This window comes from Rhizobium sp. SRDI943 (assembly GCF_057653695.1).
In genome coordinates this window covers 1,331,147-1,352,476 of sequence record NZ_CM172787.1, presented here as the reverse complement: position 1 = coordinate 1,352,476, position 21,330 = coordinate 1,331,147, and the positions used below count along the sequence as shown (strand labels likewise).

Below are 21,330 nucleotides of genomic sequence, written 5' to 3'. Positions count from 1 at the left end.
AACCCTTAGCGTTCGATCGTGCCGGTACGACGGATCTTCTTCTGCAGCAGAAGCACGCCGTAAAGCAGCGCCTCTGCCGTGGGGGGACAGCCCGGCACGTAGATGTCGATCGGCACGATGCGGTCACAGCCGCGCACCACCGAATAGGAATAGTGATAATAGCCGCCGCCATTGGCGCAGGAGCCCATCGAGATGACATAACGCGGCTCGGGCATCTGGTCGTAGACCTTGCGCAGCGCCGGCGCCATCTTGTTGGTCAGCGTGCCGGCGACGATCATCACGTCGGACTGGCGCGGCGAGGCGCGCGGCGCAAAACCGAAGCGCTCGACGTCATAACGCGGCATGGACAGCTGCATCATTTCGACGGCGCAGCAGGCAAGCCCGAAGGTCATCCACATCAGCGAGCCGGTGCGGGCCCAGTTGATCAGTTCGTCGGTCGAGGTGACGAGAAAACCCTTGTCGGCGAGCTCGTTGTTGATCTCACCGAAAAATGGGTCGTTGCTGCCGACCGGCTTGCCGGTCGAGGGATCGATGATCCCCTTCGGCTGCTGGGCGACGAGCGGCTGATTGCTCACAGGGGCTACTCCCATTCCAGGGCTCCCTTCTTCCATTCATAGATAAAGCCGATGGTCAGCACGAGAAGGAAGACCATCATGGACCAGAAGCCGAACCAGCCGATGGCACCGAAAGACACGGCCCAGGGAAAGAGGAAGGCGACTTCGAGATCGAAGATGATGAAGAGAATCGACACGAGGTAAAAGCGGATGTCGAACTTCATGCGGGCGTCATCGAAAGCGTTGAAGCCGCATTCGTAAGCCGAGAGCTTTTCCGAATCAGGCGCTTTGAAAGCCACGGCGAACGGCGCGATGAGCAGCGCCAGGCCGATGACGAGCGCAATAGCAATGAAGATAGCGATCGGAATATAAGAACTGAGCAGTTCAGTCATCATGTTCATCCCTGCTTGCCGGTGACGCCAGGCGGCGCATTTGGGCAAATGCCCGGCAAGCGAACGTGCGTTGCAACAAGCCGTGGTTAGCGCAGCCGAGGCCCCGGCGCAAGACTTTTACAGAGGCAATTCGACGCGTGTCGCGCGGACATTATCAAGCAGATGCAACGATGTCGCGACAAATCCGTGCAAGCCGTTTGAACCTGCATGCCTGACCATTGGAAACTGCATGGCTTTCGGAAGAAATGGCGCGAGTGACGGGGCTCGAACCCGCGACCTCCGGCGTGACAGGCCGGCACTCTAACCGACTGAGCTACACCCGCGCATTGATCGGCCATTTTGCGGCCGCGAGGATAAAGACAACCGGACAAACGACAAATCGCATTTGCGTTTTACAAGACTTGAAATGGCGCGAGTGACGGGGCTCGAACCCGCGACCTCCGGCGTGACAGGCCGGCACTCTAACCAACTGAGCTACACCCGCAATTCATTTCAAGCAGTCCGGATGCCTTCGCACCCCTCCAAAACGGCTGCCCGTTTCGATGAGCGGCTAACTACGGGGTTCGCCTTTTAGTGTCAAGCAGGTTTGGAGACAAAACCATGACAGTTCGCGAATTGTTTCGGCGGGTTGGGTGCCAGACGAACAAAAGCCGGCACTTCCGTCTTCTGCAGCGATGCTCAGGCGCAGACGCAGCGCCTTCGAAACGAAGATGCTCGCCACCCTCCCCTCACTTTTCCACAGCCGAGCCGAACCTGAGCGGCATTGCAAGACGCGGGACACCACCAAAAAAATCAAAAAATCTTCACAAACACTCTTGCGGTTTTGCCGCGATCCGCATAGATCACGGCCACCAACGCGGCAGGCCGATCCGGCTTCGTTTGCGATGGGCGATTAGCTCAGTTGGTAGAGCGCCTCGTTTACACCGAGGATGTCGGCGGTTCGAGTCCGTCATCGCCCACCATTTCCAAACCTTCCTGCTGCTTGTTCATCAGACTTAGGCTCCCGAATTAGCTCGCTAATCCGGTCACGATCTGCGCAAGGTGTTTCGTCAGGAGACACCTCATGAAAACCGTTGCGATCATCTCTGCGCTGCTTCTCGCCAGCGTGGCTGCGCCACCGTGCATTGCCAGAGAGCCGGCGCTAGAGGTTTTCCTGTCTGCCGCAAACCAGACGATCACGACCTCGGGAGAAACCCCGGCGCGTGAAGCCAGGACCTATCTCCTGAGAATGCCGTCAGATCTGCCGATTAATTTTTCGGTCGATGCCGACAATTCAGCCTGCAGCCTGGAAATCAAGAAAACCAGCCAGCGCGGCGTCTTAAGCACAATCAGCCGATTCCCCGCGTCTTTCAAAGACAGCGGTCAAAGCGGCGATGAATATACGTTTTCGTTTTTCCAAAACCGCGTTTCATTTATGAGCGGCGCCCGATGCGCCTTCTCATTTTCTCTGACGCAGATGTGACATCGTGATCGCTATGCGTCGCCTCCTACGAGGCCTCGCGACAGGGTTGGCTCCCACACGTTCACCTACATCTGCAGAGACTGTCGACCACGAATGCGAGGCAGCGTTCGGCAACACGTTCCAGCGCAGCAAGGCGTCACGCCGGCAAGTTCAGATGCGGCCCGCCGCCTGAAAAGCCAGCGCTCTACCAAAACGGACTACTCCCGGCCGCCGCGCCACCTCCTATTGGGCGAATGGATAGGGGCCGGCAAAAGTGGGAATATTCGCGGCCCGGAAAGTCTCCGCGCTTGAAGGTTCATCACGCCTGGAGGTGTGCCATGAGGACCCTGCGCTCCGCATTGATGCTGTGCATCGCGATTGCCCTTGGCGCGCCAAGCGCCACATACGTCACCCTGCCCGGATATGCATTCAAGACGAATCCGCAATGTCAGCGCCACGAACCAAAGACGAAATTCGACAAGAGGTGTGACTGGCCGAGAGTGGGCTTCAAGGACTTTACGCCCCCGCTTGTGACCGTGCTTGGGATCTGAGGATCTTGGAACGGCGCCGGATGCGCTTTCTCGTTTTCTCCGACTGAGATGTGAGAGCGTGATCGGGGCGATGAGCATCCCGCTGTCCGGTGGGTGCTCATCGCCCTCCATTCATGCCTTCGCGAGTTCTTTATCCACAGCGGAAACCAGCCGCGAATCATCCGCCGTCACATCCGGCGCGAATCGGGCGGCGACTTTGCCGTCGCGGCCGATCAGGAATTTTTCGAAGTTCCAGAGGATGTCTTCCTCATCTCCGCCGGTCAGCCCATGGGATTTCAAGCGTTCGCGCATTGGTCCGTCACCCGTCGTCTTCACGCCCGACTTGGTCAGTTGCCGGTAAAGCGGGTGCTGGGCCTCGCCCTTGACCGAGATCTTCGAGAAGATCGGGAAGGTGACGTCGTAGGTGCTGGTGCAGAAATCGAGGATCTCGGCGTCGGTGCCGGGCTCCTGGCCCTTGAAGTCATTGGCGGGAAAGGCAGCGATGACAAAGCCGCGCTCGCGCTTTTCCCCATAGAGTTTTTCCAACCCCTCATATTGGACGGTCAGCCCACATTTCGAGGCGACATTGACGACCAAGAGCACTCTGCCCTTGTATTCGTTGAGCGCGGTCTCACGACCATCCACAGTCTTGACCGGGATATCCAGCACATTGCCCGTCACGGGAACCTCCAATTTCGTAAGGATATGGTTCGCCAAACTTAGCGATATCGCCGCCGTTGTCATCAGCGGCGGGATCAACTCGGCGTCAACAGAAGACCGGTGCCGTGGCCGGCACCGGATCTGAGCAACATCAAGCGGGGGATGTTTCCTTCACGTCATCGAGCAGGAAGTGCACGACGAGATAATCCGTCTTGTAATGGCGGCCGCTGTCCGACACGGAATCGACGCTGCCGCCGTCCTTCGGGTGCCAGGCGTGGTAATGGGGATTGGTGGTGATCAGCGTGATGGCCTTGCCATCTCTTTCGCCAAGCCGGAAGCGCATTTCGGCGAGCGGCCAGATCCGCTCGTAATCCTGCATGGTGATTCGCGCCTTCAGCGCCTTGCGCTGCAGCGGCGCTTCGCCGGCCTCGGCTGGTGTTTCCAACATCACCTCCTCAGCTCCGCTGATGATGGCGTTGAATTCTTCAGGCCACATGCGTTTCATGAAATCGCTCCTCCCGAGGCTTTTTCGTCAGTTCACAGATGGAACTTAGCGGTTTGTTCGAAAGAAGCAAATTCCTGTCATGCGGTTGTCATCGGTGCCGGCTGCTCCTACCTTCCCGTCAAACCGCATCAGGGCCGCCGTCAGTCGCCCGCAATCCCGAGATCAGAGATGAAGACACGTGAAGAAAGGCAGGCGCTCCGGGCGAGCATGCCGCGCACCCCGCTCAGCGCCCACCACATGGAAAATGCCCGTCTGCTGCCGGATCGCGGCGAGCTGCTCTATCGGATTCCGAACGGCGGCATCGGCGTCGAGGTGGGAGCAGCCTTCGGCGAATATACGGCGGAGATCCTGGAAAAGAACCGCCCGGCGCAAGTCTACCTCATCGATCCCTGGTCGATGGATCGCTACAGCTCCGGGCTCGACTCGATCCACACGAATTTCGCGGCCGAGATCGAGGCCGGCCGGCTGCACCTGATGCAAGGGACCTCACTCGAAAAGCTTGCCGAATTCGAGGACGATTTCCTCGACTGGGCCTATATCGATACCGATCATTCCTTCGAGCTCACCTGGCAGGAACTGCTGCTCTGCGAAAAGAAAGTGAAGCGGACGGGGCGCATTGCCGGGCATGATTTCTGCACCGGCAATACGGTCAAGCCGATCGTCTACGGCGTCGTCGAGGCGGTCACCAAGTTCTGCAAGGATTACGGCTGGCAATTCGAGTTCCTGACGGTCGAATCGCACGCGCATTTTTCCTATTGCCTGAAGCGACTCTGATCAGCTCAAATTTTACCGGAATATTGCTCGTCGCTGACCTTTTCCATCCAGTCGACGTGGCTGCCGTCCAGCGCTTCATGGATGGCGATATGCGTCATCGCCGTATCCGGGGCAGCACCGTGCCAGTGTTTTTCGCCCGGCGCGAACCAGACGGTATCGCCGGCGCGGATCTCGCGGATGTCCCCACCCCAACTCTGGGCGAGGCCCTTGCCTGATGTCACGATCAGCGTCTGGCCGAGCGGGTGCGTATGCCAGGCCGTGCGGGCGCCGGGTTCGAAGGTGACGGAGACCGCCCTCGCCCGTGCCGGCGCCGGCGTTTCCATCAGCGGATCCTGGCGAACGGCGCCGGTGAAATAATCGGCCGGTGGCTTCGTCGAGGGGCGAGAGCCGGCGGGTTTGATCTCCATGATCTGTCCTTTTCCATCCATTGCGGTTGAAGCCTTATATCGCGACGTTATTTCATCGAGGCGACCAATCAAAGCCGGATCGACAATTGCCGCAAAGTCACCCGGCTGATAGTGCCATTGTCTTTCATCAGTGCGTCGCATCTTGCTTGAATCATCCGACGCGCTTTGGCTCTTTGTTTTTATGCATGTCGTTGTCCCCACACACTTCCGGGCGACATGCTGTAGGGAGGATTTTTCATGAAACACCATGCTTTTGGCCGCATGCCTTTCACCGTCACCAATGTCGGCTTCGGGGCCTGGCAGATCGGCGGCTCCTGGGGCGATATCAGCGAGGCGGACGGACGCGCGGCGTTGAATGCCGCGCTCGATGCCGGCATGACATTCATCGATACGGCCGATGTCTATGGCGACGGCCGCTCGGAAAAGATCATCGCCGACGTGCTGAAGACGCGTGGCGGTGAACGGCCGATGGTCGCCACCAAGGCCGGCCGCCGCCTCAACCCGCATGTCGCCGAAGGCTACACAAAGGCTAATCTCGAAGGCTTTATCGACCGCAGCCTGACGAATCTTGCCGTCGACAGCCTCGACCTCGTGCAGCTCCACTGCCCGCCGCGCGACGCGCTTTACCGGCCGGAGATCTTCGAGGGCCTGAACGCGCTGCAGAAGGCCGGCAAGATCAAGGGTTACGGCGTCAGCGTCGAAAAAGTCGAAGACGGGCTGAAGGCAATCGAATATCCCGGCGTCGTCAGCATCCAGATCATCTACAACATCTTCCGCCAGCGCCCCGACCATCTGTTCTTCCAGGAAGCACGCCGCAGGAATGTGGCGATCATCGCCCGTGTGCCGCTCGCAAGCGGTCTTCTCTCCGGCAAGATCACCCGGGACACACATTTTGCCAGCGACGACCACCGCAATTTCAACCGCAACGGCGAAGCCTTCGATGTCGGCGAGACCTTTGCCGGCGTTCCCTTCGAGGTCGGCCTGCAGGCGGTGGAAGAGGTGCGCAAGCTGGTGCCCGAGGGCGCGACCATGGCTGCCTTCGCGCTCCGCTGGATCCTGATGAGCGACGCCGTCACCGTCGTCATCCCCGGCGCCCGCAATGCCGAGCAGGCCAAGGCCAACGCGGCCGCCGCCGACCTTGCGCCGCTTTCGGCCGATGTCATGGCCGCAACGCGCGAGATCTACGAGCGGCTGATCGCGCCGCATGTGCATCAGCGCTGGTAGGAATCCAATACTCCGAAACGAAAAAATGGCCGGGTTTTACCCGGCCATTTTCATGTGGTGGAACCGTCAGAAGCTCAGTTCGTGCCGACCAGGTCGACCGGGAAGAACAGGGTCTCGCCGGAGGAGTCGCTGACGCCGTCATTGTCGGTGACCGCGTAGGGCTTGCCCGATGCGTCGAAGGTGAAGCCTTCGAGCTTGTCCAACACATAGCCGTTGGTGGCAGACTTCAGCTCGCCGAGGAAGTCGTGGGCTTCGGTCTTCTTGACGACCGGCAGCTCACCGCCGAGCTTGGCGGGCTTCAGCTCTGATATCGCGACCTTGTAGAGCTTCTTCAGCCTGGCGGCATCGCCGACGAGGTTGTCGCGCTCGATGATGTAGACGCTGTCGCCCTCGGCCGAAATTTCCGACAGACCGACCCAGCCGCTTTCCGTCTTGTCGAGCGGATAGCGAACGGCACCCCATTCCTTCTTCTTCGGATTGTAGGAGACGAGCTTGACGAAGCCCTTCTCGTCGTCGCTCCACTCGCGCTGGACCGCCATCCAAAGCGTGGTGTCGTCGCCGGTGCCGACAATGGCCACGCCTTCGAAGCCGTAGCGGATTTCGTTGGCGACGAGCTCCTTCGGCAGCGCGATCTCGGCCTTGATGTCGCCCTTGGCATTGACGTTGTAGAGGGCGTGCGGGACGAGACGCTCGCTGTAGCCTTCCGAGGCGAGCCAGAAGGAGCCATCGGCGGCAGCCGCGATGCCTTCGATGTCGAGCTTCTGAGCCGGGGCACCGTCACGCTTGACGACGAGGGCGTCGGTGATGACGGCCGGCTTCTTGCTGGCGTCGATCGTGTAGATCGTCGGCTGCGAGCCCAGAACGCTGTCGCTGACGGCGTAGAGCATGCCTGGCTTGCCCGGAACGGCGGCGAGACCCGAAAGGGCAGCAAAGCCGATCGGATTGCCATCCTTCTCGGCGGAGACGATCTGCGGATAGGCCTTCTCGCCTTCCGAACGCTCGTAGATCATCACATGCGAGCGCGTGCCGCCGTCCCTGCCGAGATCGAGCTCGTTGGCGGTCGCAAGAAGATTGCGGGCGGGAATGGCGATCGCGCCTTCCGGCGAAATGCCTGATGGCAGCAGCTGGACGAGTTCGGGATCGGCGCCGGTATCCTTATAGACGCCGACGACCGAGGCACGTTCGGCGAGCAGGAAGAAATACTTGTCGTCGCCGAACTTGGCGGCTTCGAGGCCTTCCGGCTCGACGCCCTTCGATCCCGAACGGCTTTCCGGATAGTGGCCGATATGGGCGACGGCGCGTTCGAAGGATGCGCCCGATTCGTAGAGAAGCTTGCCCGTCCTGTCGAAAATGGTGAAGCCGCGCGAGCCGCCCTGGTAGTCGCCTTCATTGGCGACGACGAGGCGGTTGTCGTCAAGCCACTTCACGGCATCGGGCTCGCGCGGCACGCCCTTGGCTTCGCCCGAGAATTTCAGGGCGCCGTCACGCTTGGTGTCGATGCCGGTGAGATCGACGCTGCCGGCGGAGAAATGCGTCTTCACCTCAGCCGTGTTGGCGTCGATGATGACGATCTCGTTGTTTTCCTGCAGCGTCAGGGCAATCTCGTTCAGGCTGTTGAAGGCGACGAATTCCGGCTCCGGATCTTCAGGGGCGACGCCGGTAAGCCCGGCCAGCGTCACGTGCTTGATAGTGCCGCAATCGACGGTGCCGTTCTTGACCTGGAAGACGACGAGATCGCCGGCCGGCATCTGCGGGATCTTGCCGTCATTGATGTCTTCGTCGCGTTCATTTTCGATTGCGATGGTGCCTAGCGTCTTGTCCTTGTTGAGGGCGATCGAATCCGGCTGACCACCGAGATCGCAGGTGTTTTCGATCTTCTTGGTCGCCACGTCGACGATCGCGAGACGGCCCGAGGGCTTGGTCTTGCTTTCGGAGGTGTTGACGGCAACCAGTGCCTTGCCGGCGCTCCAGGTGACCGATGTCGGCTCGCCGTCCATCATCAGCGCGCCGCCGGCCTTCGGGGCCTTGGCATCGGTAATGTCGATAAAGCCGATCGCGCCGAGCGGGCTGTCGCTATAGATCAGCGTGTTGCCGTCTTCGGTCGCGGTGATGATCTCGGCGGAGCTCACCGAAAGCTTGTCCTTATCAACAGGCAGGTTCTCTGCGACCGGGAAGGAAGCGATGCGGTTGAAAACCGGCTCGGCCGCGGCCGGAAAGGCGACGGATGCGAGAAGCACGGCAGCGAGCGCTGCCTTGCGCGATGAAATTGTCATGAAATCCCCCATGTGTCGAACATTCGAAACATGAGTTTTCTGCGCGAGCGGCATGACAGAGGCATGACAGATGCGGCATTTTGCGTCAGATCATGTCAGGCTCTGGTTTGCGCTCCCGGCGCATCTCGTTTCGCATGATGAACAGCGAAGCAGACAAGATGAGAGCCGCTCCCAGCCAGAGATAACCCGCCGGCGCATAACCGAAGAACAGCCAACCGGCCAGCACGTTCAACGGCAGCTTCAGATCGTCGAACGGCTGGACATAGGCGGCATCCGCTGCGGCATAGGCGAGCGTCAGGAAATACTGCGCTACCGCGGTCAGCAGCCCCGCCAGCAGGAACAGGGCAAGGGTTGCGCCCGTCGGCACTGCAAAGCCTGCCGCAAGCGCCAGCCCGCCATTTATCGGCGTCAGCAGAACGAGCAGCCAGACGGTGATCGTCTCTGGCCGTTCGATGCCTGTCAGGCTCTTGGTGATCAGCGACGAGGCGCCGCACAGCAGCGCCGAAAGCACAGGCAAGAGAGCCGCCCAGCCAAAACCATCAGACCATGGCTGCAGAATGATCATCGCTCCGGTGAAACCCGCTGCCGTCGCGGCCCAGCGGGCCGGGCCGACGCGCTCCCCGAGGAAAAGCCGGGCGCCCAGAATGATGAAGAAGGGCGAGGTCATCACCAGTGCGATCGCCTGCCAGATCGGCACCGTGGCAAGGCCGGCGACCCAGGCCTCGACGCCGAGCGCGGCAAGCGCGACGCGCGCGAGGTGACGCCAAGGATAGTGCGTGCGCATCGCCGCAAGGCCGAGCCTCTTCAGGAACGGCAGCGAAAACAGGAAGGCGAAGCCATATTGCCAGAAGGCTGCGGACGCCGAGGGAAAGGCAAGCTTCATCGTCAGCCATTGGGTGACGACGTTGAGAAGCGAAAAGGCAATGCCGGCAAGGACCATCCAGATGGCACCGACAACGGCGCGGGACGGCTCGACGGCAACAGAAGTCTGATTCATGTCTTTCATCCAAAACAGGGAACAACATAAATCAGGACGCATGAGCCCCGACCAAGCGACACAGGGCAACCCTGCCCTCCGCGTGGCCGACACTCATTCTCTTCCATCCGGACTTTAACCGTCGGCTCCGGAATCACACCGGATCTGCTGACCCCTCCTCCGCATGGGCGCGAAAGAAGGCGCTCGCGGGCTCAGGCCGAAACCCTTACCGCCGGTGGGGAGTTTCACCCCGCCCTGAGAACAGAACTGTCGTAGATCAAAGCCCCCGCGACGGCAAGATCCGCCCAAACAAAAGGGGTCCGGCAAAGCCGAACCCCTCTCAAATCCTACACAACCGGTCTCGTTTCCGGCTGGCGGATAATCTCAGATCAGCCGTTGACGGCGTCCTTCAGGCCCTTGCCGGGCGTGAATTTCGGCACGTTGCGAGCCGGAATGTCGACTTCAGCGCCCGTCGACGGGTTACGGCCCTTCGATGCGGCACGATGAGAAACGGTGAAGCTGCCGAAACCCGCGAGGCGAATGTCGCCCTTGTTCTTGAGTTCAGCCTGGACAACGTCGAAAACCGCGTCAACAGCGGAAGCCGCGTCAGACTTCGTCAGTCCTGCCTTTTCGGCTACTGCGGACACGAGTTCATTCTTGTTCATGTTTCCACCCCTTTCTAAATGGTATGAAACGACTCAAAAGTAAGCTAGGCGCAGAATAGGTTTCATCAGGCCCGCCGAAAACCCAAAAGCCCTGCAAATCAAGGAAAAGCAAGCGTCTACATGACGTTTTCACAAAAAAGGCTGGCGTTTCCGCCAGCCTTTTTCCGTGTTTTGGGCCAATTGGGCATAAATGTGGCAAAGGCCACTCAATGCGCTATGGTTGCGCCTGTCTCATCGAGGCCTTCGACCGATGTGATGACCGGCGTTTCCACCGTGCCATCCCATTCGATTGGCTCCGGCCGCCGGATCAGCGCGTGCTTGATCACCTCGCCCATGCGGGATACCGGGATGATCTCCATGTTGTTCTTCACGTTGTCAGGAATCTCCGCCAGGTCCTTGGCGTTTTCCTCCGGAATCAGCACCTTCTTGATGCCGCCGCGAAGCGCTGCGAGCAGCTTTTCCTTGAGACCGCCGATCGGCAGCACACGGCCACGAAGCGTGATTTCACCGGTCATGGCCACATGCCTGTCCACGGGGATGCCGGTCATGATCGAGACGATCGCGGTTGCCATGGCGACACCAGCCGAGGGACCATCCTTCGGGGTTGCGCCTTCCGGCACGTGCACGTGGATGTCGCTCTTGTCGAAGCGCGGCGGCTCGATGCCGAAATCGACAGCGCGCGAGCGGACATAGGAGGCCGCTGCCGAGATCGATTCCTTCATGACTTCCTTCAGATTGCCGGTGACCGTCATGCGGCCCTTGCCCGGCATCATCACACCTTCGATGGTCAGCAGCTCGCCGCCGACTTCCGTCCAGGCAAGACCGGTCACGACGCCAACCTGATCCTCGCCCTCTGCTTCGCCATGGCGGAAGCGCGGGACGCCCAGATAGTCGGAGATGTTGGCAGCCGTCACGTGAACGGCCTTCGTCTTGCCCTTGATGATCTCGGTGACCGCCTTGCGGGCGAGTTTCATCAGCTCGCGCTCGAAGTTGCGGACGCCGGCTTCGCGGGTGTAATGCTGGCTGATCGACATCAGGGCGTCGTCACTGACCGAGAATTCTTCCGGCTGCAACGCATGTTCCTTGATGGCCTTCGGCAACAGGTGCCGCTTGGCGATTTCGCGCTTTTCATCCTCTGTGTAGCCGGCGATACGGATGATCTCCATGCGGTCCATCAGAGGCGCTGGAATGTTCAGCGTATTCGCCGTCGTGATGAACATCACATCCGACAGGTCGTATTCGACTTCCAGATAGTGATCCATGAAGGTCATGTTCTGCGCCGGATCGAGCACTTCGAGCAGAGCCGAAGACGGATCGCCGCGATAGTCCTGGCCGAGCTTGTCGATTTCGTCGAGCAAGAATAGCGGGTTGGACTTCTTAGCCTTCTTCATCGACTGGATGACCTTGCCGGGCATAGAGCCGATATAGGTGCGGCGGTGACCGCGGATTTCGGCTTCGTCACGAACGCCGCCAAGCGCCATACGCACATACTCACGGCCGGTCGCCTTGGCGATCGACTGGGCGAGCGAGGTCTTGCCGACGCCCGGAGGGCCGACGAGGCAGAGGATCGGGCCCTTGATTTTGGTGGCGCGGGCCTGCACGGCCAGATATTCGACGATGCGCTCCTTGACCTTGTCGAGACCGAAGTGATCGGCTTCGAGGATCTTCTCGGCATTGTTGAGATCGGCCTTGATCTTCGACTTCTTGCCCCAGGGAATGCCGAGCAGCCAGTCCAGATAATTGCGCACCACGGTGGCTTCCGCCGACATCGGGCTCATCTGGCGCAGCTTCTTCAGCTCCGCATCGGCCTTTTCACGGGCTTCCTTGGACAGCTTGGTCTTGGAGATGCGCTCTTCCAGTTCGCTCATCTCGTCGCGGCCTTCTTCGCCGTCTCCGAGTTCCTTCTGGATCGCCTTCATCTGTTCATTGAGGTAGTATTCGCGCTGGGTCTTTTCCATCTGGCGCTTGACGCGCGAACGGATGCGCTTTTCGACCTGCAGGACCGAGATCTCGCCTTCCATGAAGCCGAGAGCCTTTTCGAGGCGCTGCTTGACGCTGGTGGTCTCCAGCATCTCCTGCTTCTCGGTGATCTTGATCGACAGATGCGAGGCAACCGTATCGGCGAGCTTGGAATAGTCGTCGATCTGGCTGGCGGCGCCGACCACTTCGGGCGAAATCTTCTTGTTGAGCTTCACATAGCTCTCGAATTCGGAGACGACCGAACGCGACAGGGCTTCCAGTTCGACCGGATCGTCGTGCGGCTCCTCGAGCACATGGCCGAGCGCCTCATAGAAATCCTCGCGGCTGGTATAGGTGTCGATCTCGGCGCGGGCGCGGCCTTCCACCAGAACCTTCACGGTGCCGTCGGGCAGCTTCAAGAGCTGCAGCACGTTCGCCACGGTGCCGACATTGTGGATCGCGGAAGGATCCGGATCGTCGTCGCTAGCATTGATCTGCGTTACCAGCATGATCTGCTTGTCGGAACCCATGACCTCTTCGAGCGCACGGATCGACTTTTCCCGTCCGACGAACAGCGGCACGATCATATGCGGGAAAACCACGATGTCGCGCAGGGGCAGAACAGGGTAGGCGGTGCTGCTCGCTACAGACGTTTTCTTCGTCATTTTATGTCCTTTCCATCGTCCCGTTGCCGGGCTCTCTGCACGGCCGCTTGGGACCGGCCGGCAATCTCACTTGTTGCTACAAGTGGAGGTTCTGACTACGCTTTTCAAGCCACGCTAACGCCCGCGTCCCTCGGATGTGACAGCTTTATTACAACGGAACGCCAACACTATGAAGCGCGTGGCTGGACCGGCGCTTACCACTTCCGACCCGGCTAAAATGCAAACGCCAGCAAGAGGCTTACGGATCATTGCATCATTGCCAAGCACGACCCCTTCCGCAACATCGGCAAAGGCAATTTCGGTTCCCACCGGCAAATACTAACAGCGCTTCGCATGGTTTTTCAAATAGAAAGGGGCCTGCCAATGGCAAGCCCCCAAAATAATCACACGAAAGCCCAAGCTCACGCCGAAGCGTTGGCCTTTTCTTCCTGGCGATCGGCATAGATGTAAAGCGGACGGGCCGAACCGCGCACCACTTCCTCGGAGATGACGACCTCGCGCACGCCTTCCAGCGTCGGCAGTTCGAACATCGTGTCGAGCAGGATCTTCTCCATGATCGAGCGAAGGCCGCGGGCGCCGGTCTTGCGCACGATCGCCTTGCGGGCGATTTCGCGAAGAGCGTCCTCGTGGAAGTTCAGTTCCACGTCTTCCATCTCGAACAAGCGCTGATACTGCTTGATCAGCGCATTCTTCGGCTCGGACAGGATCTGGATCAGCGCGTCCTCATCGAGGTCCTCGAGCGTCGCCAGAACCGGCAGACGGCCGATGAACTCAGGGATGAGGCCGAACTTGACCAGATCTTCAGGCTCCAGTTCGCGCAGGACCTCGCCGACGCGGCGGTCATCCTGCGACTTGACCGAGGCGCCGAAGCCGATCGAGGTCTTCTCGCCACGGGCAGAGATGATCTTGTCGAGGCCGGCAAAAGCGCCGCCGCAGATGAACAGGATGTTCGTCGTGTCGACCTGCAGGAATTCCTGCTGCGGGTGCTTGCGTCCGCCCTGCGGCGGAACGGAAGCGACCGTACCTTCCATGATCTTCAGCAGCGCCTGCTGCACGCCCTCGCCCGAGACGTCACGGGTGATCGACGGGTTGTCGGACTTGCGCGAAATCTTGTCGACTTCGTCGATGTAGACGATGCCGCGTTGCGCACGCTCGACGTTGTAGTCGGCCGACTGCAGCAGCTTCAGGATGATGTTTTCGACATCCTCGCCGACATAACCGGCCTCGGTCAGCGTCGTCGCGTCGGCCATGGTGAAGGGAACGTCGATGATGCGGGCGAGCGTCTGAGCAAGATAGGTCTTGCCGCAGCCGGTCGGGCCGACGAGCATGATGTTCGACTTCGCCAGCTCGACTTCGCCGTTCTTGGAGGCGTGCGCCAGGCGCTTGTAATGGTTGTGAACGGCAACCGACAGGATCTTCTTCGCCTGCCGCTGGCCGATGACGTATTCGTCGAGGACCTTGATGATGTCCTGGGGCGTCGGAACGCCGTCGCGGGACTTGACCATCGAGGACTTGTTCTCCTCGCGGATGATGTCCATGCACAATTCGACGCATTCATCGCAGATGAAGACGGTCGGTCCGGCAATCAGTTTCCGGACTTCGTGCTGGCTCTTTCCGCAGAACGAACAATAAAGAGTGTTCTTGGAGTCCCCGCCGTTGCTGCCGCTGACCTTGCTCATATCACTTTCCTTCCAGCACGCCGCATTTCAAGGCGAAATCGCGGTCCACTCTATCAGCTCCTGGCGGCACTCCGTTTCCGGAGCCTTTGCCGAGAAGGGCTTCAGGGGCTACGAACCGGGCCCAACCAATCATGTCCTGGTCCCGGCGGCAACGAACTCCCCTTCGAATGCCGAATGCTATGTCATAAAAATTCAACATAGCATTAATAGCTACTATTAGCGTCTTCGTCGCCGTATGAAAGCCCTTGTTCAATCACAAATGGGATAGAACTGTGGCGAGGAAAACACCATCCCTATTAATTACTAGGCCTGTTCGCCTTCCATTTCGAGGCGCGACGTCAGAACCTTGTCGATCACGCCCCAGCTCTGGGCTTCGTCCGCATCCATGAAATGGTCACGATCGAGCGTCTTTTCAACTTCCTCGTAGGTGCGGCCGGTGTGCTTGACGTAGACCTCGTTCAGGCGGCGCTTCATCTTGAGGATGTCGCGGGCATGACGCTCGATGTCTGACGCCTGGCCCTGGAAGCCGCCCGATGGCTGATGCACCATGATGCGGGAGTTCGGCGTGGCGAAGCGCATGTCCTTGTGGCCGGCCGCCAGCAGCAGCGAGCCCATGGACGCGGCCTGGCCGATGCAGAGCGTCGAAACCGCGGGCTTGATGAACTGCATCGTATCGTAGATCGCCATACCGGCGGTGACGACGCCACCGGGCGAATTGATGTAGAGGGCGATCTCCTTCTTCGGGTTTTCGGCCTCGAGGAAAAGCAGCTGGGCGCAGACGAGCGTCGCCATATGGTCCTCGACGGTACCCGTCAGGAAGATGATGCGTTCCTTCAACAGGCGGGAATAGATGTCGTAGGAGCGTTCACCGCGGTTGGTCTGTTCCACGACCATCGGAACGAGGGCCATTGCGGTATCGACTGGGTTTCTCATGTGCGTCCTTTGTCAACGTCTCGCCGGCCGACGCCGGGAATCAAAGAAAAAATATCTTACCCCTACATAGAGTGTCCCGGCCCTCCTCTTCAAGACACGCATGAGGATAACGTTAAGAAGGCGGGGCAAGGCGGCTAAGCTCCTTCTTTTCATGCTGTCGTTATCCCGGAACCGCGGCACACTTCCGGGCGATATGCATTGAACTTCGGCTCCTGGTAGCCTCTTTCCCTCAAACGCCTGTTAACGGCGAGACCCTAGCGCGGTCTCCCCCGGCTTTTCTCCATGACAGGATGAAGGAAGGCTTACTCTATTCGACTGTGCTCATACACGTTTACCCAACGGAAAGCCTACCGGCAGATATCGGCCTAAAACAATGCCGCAGCGCAGCAGCATTAAGGAACTGGCGAGCTTCCTCGGCAAGGATGCGAACTGACAGACAAGGGGTTGCTGCCGTGTTCAATATCGCTACAGGTCTCGCCATCTGGTGTTCCGAGGCCATGACGCTCGCTTTGGTGCTGTTCGTCGCCTGGCGCCACAACGTCAGGAACGAGGCCTATCTCTATTGGGGCCTGGGCTTCCTCCTGACTGGCATCGGCTTTGCGATGGTCGCGCTGCGCGGCGAAATCCCCAGCGTGCTTTCCATAGAAGCGGGCAATGCCATCGCCCTGCTCGGCCAGAGCGCCTGGGCGGCGGGTTTTCTGGCGCTCGACCGCAAGCGGATCGAATGGTGGGCACTGCTGCCGCCGGCAATCTGGCTCGCCGGGGTCTTCCTGCCCTGGGTCAACAGCGATTATTCAAACCGGGTGGTGCTCTACAACCTTGCTTCGGCGACGGGTGCAACGGCACTCGCGATGGCGGTCGCCGCCGGCGACATGCGCCGTGAGCGTACCCGCATCAAGCTGATGGGCGTGTTCGTCATCCAGGGCTGCCTGTGCTTCGGCTCGGCAGTGACGATGGCGCTGACGCTGCCGAGCGATATCGAGGCGACCAATCTCGGCGGCGCCTCCGCCATGGCCAGCGCCTTCCTGCTGACCATCGCCTTCGCGTTCACCTGCCGGCTGATCATGGAGCGTTCCGAACGGCACCTGCGTGCCCTCACCCTGACCGATTCGCTGACCGGCGTGCTCAACCGCCGCGGCCTGCTCGGCTATTTCGACGGCATCCAGGAAAGAGCTCATAACGAGCAGCGCCAGGTCGCGGTGATTCTCTTCGATCTCGACCATTTCAAGCGCGTCAACGACCGTTTCGGCCACCAGTCCGGCGATGCCGTGCTGACCGCCTTTGCGCGCATGGCCCGCCAGTATATTCCAAACAACATCTTCGGCCGCATGGGCGGTGAGGAATTCGCCGCCTTCGCCGCAGTCGCGGACCAGACGGAAGCCGAGGCGATCGCCGAAGCGATCCGCACCGAATTCTGCCGTCTTCCCGTCAGCACCGGCGAAGCGATCGTTCCGGTCACGGTCAGCATCGGCATCGCGCTCGCCTCCTCGATCGAAGCCAATATCGACAAGCTGATCTCGGCCGCCGACCGGGCGCTCTATGCGGCGAAGGCCGCCGGTCGCAACTGCACGGTCACCTTCGGCGAAGCGGAGGCCGCAACCCCTGCACCGGCCACGCCGAGCAGCACTGCCGGCGAACTTGTGCCGACGGTCGACGACCAGGTCGAGGCGCTACGACGCATGGGCACGCTGTCACGGGCCGGGTAGTTCGGGATCCCTCGCGCCTCACATCTTTCCGAGGTCCGGCAAATCCGATAAGGCTCGGGGCATGATGATCCCATCCTTTCTCTCGATCGACCGCGCCAACCGTCATGTCTCGCTTGATAGCCGCAACCCGGCTTTCTACGGCGACCCGAACGCCGTCTATGCCGCACTTCACGCCCACTGCCCGACCTTCTACTGGAGCGAGCAAAAACAGTGGTTCTTCACCGGTTACGACCATGTGAACGGACTGCTGCGCGACCGGCGCTTCGGCCGGCAGATCCTGCATATCGCCAGCCGCGAGGAGCTCGGGCTTGCCGAGCCGATGCCGCATCTTGCCAGTTTTGATCTTTCGGAACGTTATTCCCTGCTCGAACTCGAACCGCCGGAGCACACGCGGCTGCGCACGCTCGTCAACCGCGCCTTCGTTTCCCGCCATGTCGAGAAGATGAAGCCGGAGCTTGCCGAACTCGCCAACCGGTTGATCGACGGCTTCGCGGAGAAGCGTGAGGTCGAGCTGCTCTCGGCCTTTGCCGACATCATCCCGGTGACGATGATCGCCCGGATGATCGGCATCCCCGAGGAGATGGGACCGCAATTGCTTACCTGGTCGCACGCCTATGTCCGCATGTACATGTTCGGCCGTACGCGCGGGCAGGAGGAAGAGGCCGAACGGGCATCGAAGGAATTTTCCGACTACGTGAAGACGGTGATCGCCGAACGCCGCGCCGAACCGCGCGACGACCTGCTGACCCACATGATCCACACCGAGCACAAGGGCCAGTATCTGACCGAGGAGGAGCTCGTGTCGACGACGATCGTGCTGCTCAATGCCGGGCATGAGGCGACCGTGCACCAGATCGGCAACTCCGTCCGTACCATCCTCGAGAGCGGCGGCGATCCGGCGGAACTCTTCCGGGACGAGGCGACGACCGAGCGCACCGTCGAGGAAACCCTGCGCATCTGCGCGCCTGTTCATATCTTCCAGCGCTGGGCCCTGGAGCCTGCCGAAATCGACGGCGTCTCCTTCAAGCGCGGCGACAAGGTGAGCCTCATCCTCGCCGCCGCCAACCTCGACCCGGCGAAATTCACCGATCCCCTCACCTTCAAGCCCGACCGCAACGAGGCGGCAAACCTCTCCTTCGGCGCCGGCATTCATTTCTGCATCGGCGCGCCGTTGGCACGGCTGGAGCTCAACGTCGTGCTGCCGATCCTGTTCGAACGGCTGGCCGGTCTGAGGCTGGCAAAGACACCTGTGGTCAAGGATGTCTACCATTTCCACGGGCTGGACCGGCTGGATCTGCAATGGTGATCCATTCCTCCCCCGGGGTCGCAGATCAGCCGTAACGGCCGGTGATGTAATCTTCCGTGCGCTTGACCTTCGGCGACTGGAAAATCTCGGCGGTCGGGCCGTATTCCATCAGCTCGCCCAGATACATGAAGGCGGTGTTGTCGGAGATGCGGCTTGCCTGCTGCATGTTGTGGGTGACGATGACGATGGTGAACTTCGTCTTCAGCTGGGCGACCAGCTCTTCCACCTTGGCGGTCGAGATCGGGTCGAGGGCGGAGGTCGGCTCGTCGAGGAGAAGCACCTCGGGGCGAAGCGCCACGGCACGCGCGATGCAAAGGCGCTGTTGCTGACCGCCGGAAAGGCCGAGGCCACTGCCCTTCAATTTGTCCTTGACCTCTTCCCAGAGCGCTGCCGAGCGCAGCACCTGCTCGACGCGGACGTCCATCTCGGCCTTGGAGATGCGCTCGTGGTGGCGGATACCGTAGGCGATATTGTCGTAGATCGACATCGGGAACGGCACCGGCTTCTGGAAGACCATGCCGACGCGGGCGCGCAGTTCGTTCATCGAATAGCGGGGGTCGAGGATGTTTTGGCCGTCGAGCGTGACGGAGCCGGTGGCGCGCATCTTCGGGTAGAGCATGTAGATGCGGTTCAGGATGCGCAGCAGCGTGGACTTGCCGCAGCCGGACGGGCCGATGAGAGCAGAGACCTGACGCTCGGGAAAGCTCAGGGTGACGTCGCGGATCGCGTGGGTTTCGCCGTAATAGAAGTTGACGCCGGTCAGCGCCATCTTGTCGACTCTTGTGGCCAGGTGGGCGGGACGAGGTTCGAAGGCTTTGTTCTCAAGCATCATTTCGCATTCCTGCGGTTGAGGATGGCGCGGGAGCCCACGCTGAGGAGAAGCACGATCGCCGTCATGATGAAGGCACCTGCCCAGGCAAGATTCTGCCATTGCTCATAGGGGCTCATAGCGAACTGGAAGATGACGACGGGAATATTCGCCATCGGCTGCGACATGTCCAAGCTCCAATACTGGTTGTTCAGAGCCGTAAAAAGGAGCGGCGCGGTTTCGCCCGAAATGCGGGCGATCGCAAGGAGAATACTGGTCAAGATGCCTGTGGAGGCGGCGCGGTAGAGTACGTTGACCGTTACCTTCCAGCGCGGGATGCCGAGCGAAAGTGCTGCCTCACGCATGACATCAGGAACCAGCCGCAGCATCTCGTCGGTCGTGCGCACCACGACCGGCAGGAAGATGAAGGCGAGGGCGATGCCGCCGGCAAAGCCGGAGAAGCGTGACGTCGGGCGGACGACCAGTTCATAGACAAACAAGCCGATGATGATCGACGGCGCCGAAAGCAGGATATCGTTGACGAAGCGGATTGCCTCGCCAATCTTCTTGCCGCGGCTGAACTCCGACGGGAAGGTGCCGGCCAGCATGCCGATCGGCGTACCGATGATAACAGCGAGAGCGACCATCATCAGGCTGCCCATGAAGGCGTTGGCGAGACCGCCGCCATCTTCGCCGGGCGGCGGCGTCATTTCCGTGACGAGACTGGGGCTGAGCGCGGACAAGCCGTGTATCAGCGTCGTCCAGAGGATCCAAACCAGAAAGACCAGGCCGACCACGGTGGCGATGCCGCAGAGCGACAGTGCGATCATGCTGCCGATCTGGCGACGACGGTATAGGGAACCCGAATGAGTGGTCATGATTACTCTCCCCTCTGTCTTGCCATGCGCACCAGCATGAGCTTGGCGGCCGCCAGAACGATGAAGGTGACCACGAAGAGGATGAGACCGAGCGCCGAGAGCGACGACCTGTAGAGGTCATCCGAAGCTTCGGCAAATTCGTTAGCGAGCGTCGCAGCGATCGACGTGCCGGGCTCCATCAGCGACACCGCGATGTTATGGGTGTTGCCGAGTACGAAGGTGACCGCCATGGTCTCTCCGAGCGCGCGGCCGAGACCAAGGAAGATGCCGCCGACGACCGCGGTGCGGGTGTGCGGGATCACGATGTCGCGCACCACTTCCCACTTGGTCGAACCAAGCGCATAGGCCGATTCCTTCAACTGCGCTGGGACGACCAGGAAGACGTCGCGCATGACCGAGGAGACGAAGGGGATGATCATGATTGCCAGCACGATGCCCGACGTCAGCATGCCGATGCCGAGCGGGGCGCCAGTGAACAATGCGCCGATTACCGGGATCGGGCCTAGCCAGTCGATCAGCACCGGCTGGACGTAGTCCGACATGAAGGGAGCAAAAGTGAAGAGACCCCACATGCCGTAAATGATGCTGGGGATACCGGCGAGAAGCTCGATGGCACCGCCGATCGGGCCGCGAATGGAGCGCGGCGCAACTTCGGTAATGAAAACGGCGATACCGAGGCTCACGGGAACGCCGATGATCATGGCGAGCGCCGAGGTGACCAGCGTGCCGTAAATCGGTACCAGGCCCGAGAACCGCTGGGCAACCGGATCCCATTCCATGCCGGTCAGGAAGCCAAAGCCGAAGGTTTGGAACGCGAGAAACCCGTCCCAGACCATGGAGAACGCCGCTGTGAACAGTGCGACAAGAACAAACAGGCCGCAGCCGAAAACTATCCAATAAAAAATACGATCGCCTGCGGCGCCGTCGCGGCGCTTCGCGCCCGCGGTTGTGGCGGGCAGCGATGCCATTGCTTCGCTCATATCCGTACGCTCTGA

Annotated in this window: 20 protein-coding genes, 3 tRNA genes and 1 riboswitch; of the genes, 7 read left to right on the top strand and 16 right to left on the bottom strand. The window is 60.5% G+C overall.

What is annotated here, in order from left to right; all coding sequences use genetic code 11:
- Window positions 1-5: 5 nt before the first annotated feature.
- The 4 genes from AC245Y_RS06860 to AC245Y_RS06845 all read right to left on the bottom strand — a co-directional run bounded on the left by AC245Y_RS06860 (window position 6) and on the right by AC245Y_RS06845 (window position 1,430).
- The gene (locus AC245Y_RS06860; RefSeq protein WP_012756959.1) at window positions 6-590 is read right to left on the bottom strand and encodes a NuoB/complex I 20 kDa subunit family protein; all 585 of its coding nucleotides are present in this window, start codon (window positions 588-590) and stop codon (window positions 6-8) included.
- Window positions 581-946 carry an NADH-quinone oxidoreductase subunit A gene (locus tag AC245Y_RS06855; RefSeq protein ID WP_010055493.1) on the bottom strand — a complete coding sequence of 122 codons (366 nt, stop codon included), beginning with the start codon at window positions 944-946 and terminating at the stop codon, window positions 581-583. Before AC245Y_RS06855 ends, AC245Y_RS06860 begins: the two co-directional genes overlap by 10 nt.
- A 246-nt stretch (window positions 947-1,192) precedes the next feature.
- Window positions 1,193-1,269: transfer RNA gene (locus AC245Y_RS06850), tRNA-Asp, on the bottom strand.
- 84 nt (window positions 1,270-1,353) lie between these two features.
- A tRNA-Asp gene (locus AC245Y_RS06845) sits at window positions 1,354-1,430 on the bottom strand.
- A 402-nt stretch (window positions 1,431-1,832) separates the two neighbouring features.
- On the opposite strand from AC245Y_RS06845, the gene AC245Y_RS06840 reads away from it, so the two are divergent.
- From AC245Y_RS06840 to AC245Y_RS06830, 3 genes are all read left to right on the top strand, one after another.
- Window positions 1,833-1,908 (top strand) — tRNA-Val (locus AC245Y_RS06840).
- Window positions 1,909-2,009: 101 nt separating this feature from the next.
- Window positions 2,010-2,408, top strand: coding sequence for a hypothetical protein (locus tag AC245Y_RS06835; protein ID WP_012756958.1), 399 nt, complete (start codon window positions 2,010-2,012; stop codon window positions 2,406-2,408).
- 317 nt (window positions 2,409-2,725) lie between these two features.
- Complete coding sequence (locus AC245Y_RS06830; RefSeq protein ID WP_012756957.1) at window positions 2,726-2,938, top strand: hypothetical protein; 213 nt, start codon at window positions 2,726-2,728, stop codon at window positions 2,936-2,938.
- A 111-nt stretch (window positions 2,939-3,049) separates the two neighbouring features.
- Here AC245Y_RS06830 and AC245Y_RS06825 read toward each other — a convergent pair whose 3' ends face one another.
- Entirely contained in the window at window positions 3,050-3,598 is a 549-nt protein-coding gene (locus AC245Y_RS06825) for a glutathione peroxidase (protein WP_012756956.1), read from the bottom strand.
- Window positions 3,599-3,728: 130 nt separating this feature from the next.
- Window positions 3,729-4,082: a hypothetical protein gene (locus tag AC245Y_RS06820; RefSeq protein WP_017993619.1), complete on the bottom strand. Its 354-nt coding sequence runs from the start codon at window positions 4,080-4,082 to the stop codon at window positions 3,729-3,731.
- Between the two features lie 168 nt (window positions 4,083-4,250).
- On the opposite strand from AC245Y_RS06820, the gene AC245Y_RS06815 reads away from it, so the two are divergent.
- A complete protein-coding gene (locus AC245Y_RS06815) occupies window positions 4,251-4,856 on the top strand; it encodes a class I SAM-dependent methyltransferase (RefSeq protein WP_017993618.1) in 606 nt (201 codons plus the stop codon).
- A gap of 5 nt (window positions 4,857-4,861) precedes the next feature.
- Here the strand turns inward: AC245Y_RS06815 and AC245Y_RS06810 are convergent, their stop codons facing one another.
- Window positions 4,862-5,263 (bottom strand): (R)-mandelonitrile lyase, encoded by a 402-nt coding sequence (locus AC245Y_RS06810; RefSeq protein WP_012756954.1) that lies wholly within the window; start codon window positions 5,261-5,263, stop codon window positions 4,862-4,864.
- Window positions 5,264-5,500: 237 nt separating this feature from the next.
- Between AC245Y_RS06810 and AC245Y_RS06805 the strand changes: the two genes are divergently transcribed.
- Window positions 5,501-6,487, top strand: coding sequence for an aldo/keto reductase (locus AC245Y_RS06805; RefSeq protein ID WP_017993617.1), 987 nt, complete (start codon window positions 5,501-5,503; stop codon window positions 6,485-6,487).
- 74 nt (window positions 6,488-6,561) lie between these two features.
- Here AC245Y_RS06805 and AC245Y_RS06800 read toward each other — a convergent pair whose 3' ends face one another.
- The 6 genes from AC245Y_RS06800 to clpP form a co-directional block, all read right to left on the bottom strand.
- Window positions 6,562-8,772 (bottom strand): esterase-like activity of phytase family protein, encoded by a 2,211-nt coding sequence (locus AC245Y_RS06800; protein WP_017993616.1) that lies wholly within the window; start codon window positions 8,770-8,772, stop codon window positions 6,562-6,564.
- 73 nt (window positions 8,773-8,845) lie between these two features.
- The gene (ribN, locus tag AC245Y_RS06795) at window positions 8,846-9,766 is read right to left on the bottom strand and encodes a riboflavin transporter RibN (RefSeq protein WP_032996302.1); all 921 of its coding nucleotides are present in this window, start codon (window positions 9,764-9,766) and stop codon (window positions 8,846-8,848) included.
- Between the two features lie 82 nt (window positions 9,767-9,848).
- A riboswitch (FMN riboswitch) is annotated at window positions 9,849-10,003 on the bottom strand.
- A gap of 122 nt (window positions 10,004-10,125) precedes the next feature.
- The gene (gene hupB, locus AC245Y_RS06790; RefSeq protein ID WP_003547346.1) at window positions 10,126-10,401 is read right to left on the bottom strand and encodes a DNA-binding protein HupB; all 276 of its coding nucleotides are present in this window, start codon (window positions 10,399-10,401) and stop codon (window positions 10,126-10,128) included.
- Window positions 10,402-10,607: 206 nt separating this feature from the next.
- A complete protein-coding gene (gene lon / locus AC245Y_RS06785; protein WP_012756950.1) occupies window positions 10,608-13,025 on the bottom strand; it encodes an endopeptidase La in 2,418 nt (805 codons plus the stop codon).
- 401 nt (window positions 13,026-13,426) lie between these two features.
- Window positions 13,427-14,704, bottom strand: a complete 1,278-nt coding sequence (gene clpX / locus AC245Y_RS06780; RefSeq protein ID WP_003547337.1) for an ATP-dependent Clp protease ATP-binding subunit ClpX — start codon at window positions 14,702-14,704, stop codon at window positions 13,427-13,429.
- Between the two features lie 303 nt (window positions 14,705-15,007).
- Window positions 15,008-15,637, bottom strand: coding sequence for an ATP-dependent Clp endopeptidase proteolytic subunit ClpP (gene clpP / locus AC245Y_RS06775; protein ID WP_012756949.1), 630 nt, complete (start codon window positions 15,635-15,637; stop codon window positions 15,008-15,010).
- Between the two features lie 290 nt (window positions 15,638-15,927).
- On the opposite strand from clpP, the gene AC245Y_RS06770 reads away from it, so the two are divergent.
- Together AC245Y_RS06770 and AC245Y_RS06765 are read left to right on the top strand one after the other, a co-directional pair.
- Complete coding sequence (locus AC245Y_RS06770) at window positions 15,928-17,343, top strand: GGDEF domain-containing protein (RefSeq protein WP_017993614.1); 1,416 nt, start codon at window positions 15,928-15,930, stop codon at window positions 17,341-17,343.
- A gap of 61 nt (window positions 17,344-17,404) precedes the next feature.
- Window positions 17,405-18,649 carry a cytochrome P450 gene (locus tag AC245Y_RS06765; protein WP_017993613.1) on the top strand — a complete coding sequence of 415 codons (1,245 nt, stop codon included), beginning with the start codon at window positions 17,405-17,407 and terminating at the stop codon, window positions 18,647-18,649.
- Window positions 18,650-18,674: 25 nt separating this feature from the next.
- Here the strand turns inward: AC245Y_RS06765 and pstB are convergent, their stop codons facing one another.
- Genes pstB through pstC form a run of 3 tightly spaced genes read right to left on the bottom strand, consistent with a single transcriptional unit; the run spans window position 18,675 to window position 21,315 of the window.
- Window positions 18,675-19,481: a phosphate ABC transporter ATP-binding protein PstB gene (pstB, locus tag AC245Y_RS06760; RefSeq protein WP_017993612.1), complete on the bottom strand. Its 807-nt coding sequence runs from the start codon at window positions 19,479-19,481 to the stop codon at window positions 18,675-18,677.
- A complete protein-coding gene (gene pstA / locus AC245Y_RS06755) occupies window positions 19,478-20,335 on the bottom strand; it encodes a phosphate ABC transporter permease PstA (protein WP_017993611.1) in 858 nt (285 codons plus the stop codon). The genes pstB and pstA overlap by 4 nt, the downstream gene beginning before the upstream one ends.
- A gap of 2 nt (window positions 20,336-20,337) precedes the next feature.
- Complete coding sequence (pstC, locus tag AC245Y_RS06750; protein ID WP_017993610.1) at window positions 20,338-21,315, bottom strand: phosphate ABC transporter permease subunit PstC; 978 nt, start codon at window positions 21,313-21,315, stop codon at window positions 20,338-20,340.
- Window positions 21,316-21,330: the final 15 nt, after the last annotated feature.

What these genes read in the sequence shown, in the direction of transcription:
- pstB (WP_017993612.1), bottom strand. Translation starts at nt 19,481, where the DNA reads ATGATGCTTGAGAACAAAGCCTTCGAACCTCGTCCCGCCCACCTGGCC.
- AC245Y_RS06855 (WP_010055493.1), bottom strand. Translation starts at nt 946, where the DNA reads ATGACTGAACTGCTCAGTTCTTATATTCCGATCGCTATCTTCATTGCT.
- AC245Y_RS06810 (WP_012756954.1), bottom strand. Translation starts at nt 5,263, where the DNA reads ATGGAGATCAAACCCGCCGGCTCTCGCCCCTCGACGAAGCCACCGGCC.
- AC245Y_RS06815 (WP_017993618.1), top strand. Translation starts at nt 4,251, where the DNA reads ATGAAGACACGTGAAGAAAGGCAGGCGCTCCGGGCGAGCATGCCGCGC.
- ribN (WP_032996302.1), bottom strand. Translation starts at nt 9,766, where the DNA reads ATGAAAGACATGAATCAGACTTCTGTTGCCGTCGAGCCGTCCCGCGCC.
- hupB (WP_003547346.1), bottom strand. Translation starts at nt 10,401, where the DNA reads ATGAACAAGAATGAACTCGTGTCCGCAGTAGCCGAAAAGGCAGGACTG.
- AC245Y_RS06820 (WP_017993619.1), bottom strand. Translation starts at nt 4,082, where the DNA reads ATGAAACGCATGTGGCCTGAAGAATTCAACGCCATCATCAGCGGAGCT.
- clpX (WP_003547337.1), bottom strand. Translation starts at nt 14,704, where the DNA reads ATGAGCAAGGTCAGCGGCAGCAACGGCGGGGACTCCAAGAACACTCTT.
- AC245Y_RS06800 (WP_017993616.1), bottom strand. Translation starts at nt 8,772, where the DNA reads ATGGGGGATTTCATGACAATTTCATCGCGCAAGGCAGCGCTCGCTGCC.
- AC245Y_RS06805 (WP_017993617.1), top strand. Translation starts at nt 5,501, where the DNA reads ATGAAACACCATGCTTTTGGCCGCATGCCTTTCACCGTCACCAATGTC.
- lon (WP_012756950.1), bottom strand. Translation starts at nt 13,025, where the DNA reads ATGACGAAGAAAACGTCTGTAGCGAGCAGCACCGCCTACCCTGTTCTG.
- pstA (WP_017993611.1), bottom strand. Translation starts at nt 20,335, where the DNA reads ATGACCACTCATTCGGGTTCCCTATACCGTCGTCGCCAGATCGGCAGC.
- pstC (WP_017993610.1), bottom strand. Translation starts at nt 21,315, where the DNA reads ATGAGCGAAGCAATGGCATCGCTGCCCGCCACAACCGCGGGCGCGAAG.
- AC245Y_RS06830 (WP_012756957.1), top strand. Translation starts at nt 2,726, where the DNA reads ATGAGGACCCTGCGCTCCGCATTGATGCTGTGCATCGCGATTGCCCTT.
- AC245Y_RS06770 (WP_017993614.1), top strand. Translation starts at nt 15,928, where the DNA reads ATGAAGGAAGGCTTACTCTATTCGACTGTGCTCATACACGTTTACCCA.
- AC245Y_RS06765 (WP_017993613.1), top strand. Translation starts at nt 17,405, where the DNA reads ATGATGATCCCATCCTTTCTCTCGATCGACCGCGCCAACCGTCATGTC.
- AC245Y_RS06835 (WP_012756958.1), top strand. Translation starts at nt 2,010, where the DNA reads ATGAAAACCGTTGCGATCATCTCTGCGCTGCTTCTCGCCAGCGTGGCT.
- AC245Y_RS06860 (WP_012756959.1), bottom strand. Translation starts at nt 590, where the DNA reads ATGGGAGTAGCCCCTGTGAGCAATCAGCCGCTCGTCGCCCAGCAGCCG.
- clpP (WP_012756949.1), bottom strand. Translation starts at nt 15,637, where the DNA reads ATGAGAAACCCAGTCGATACCGCAATGGCCCTCGTTCCGATGGTCGTG.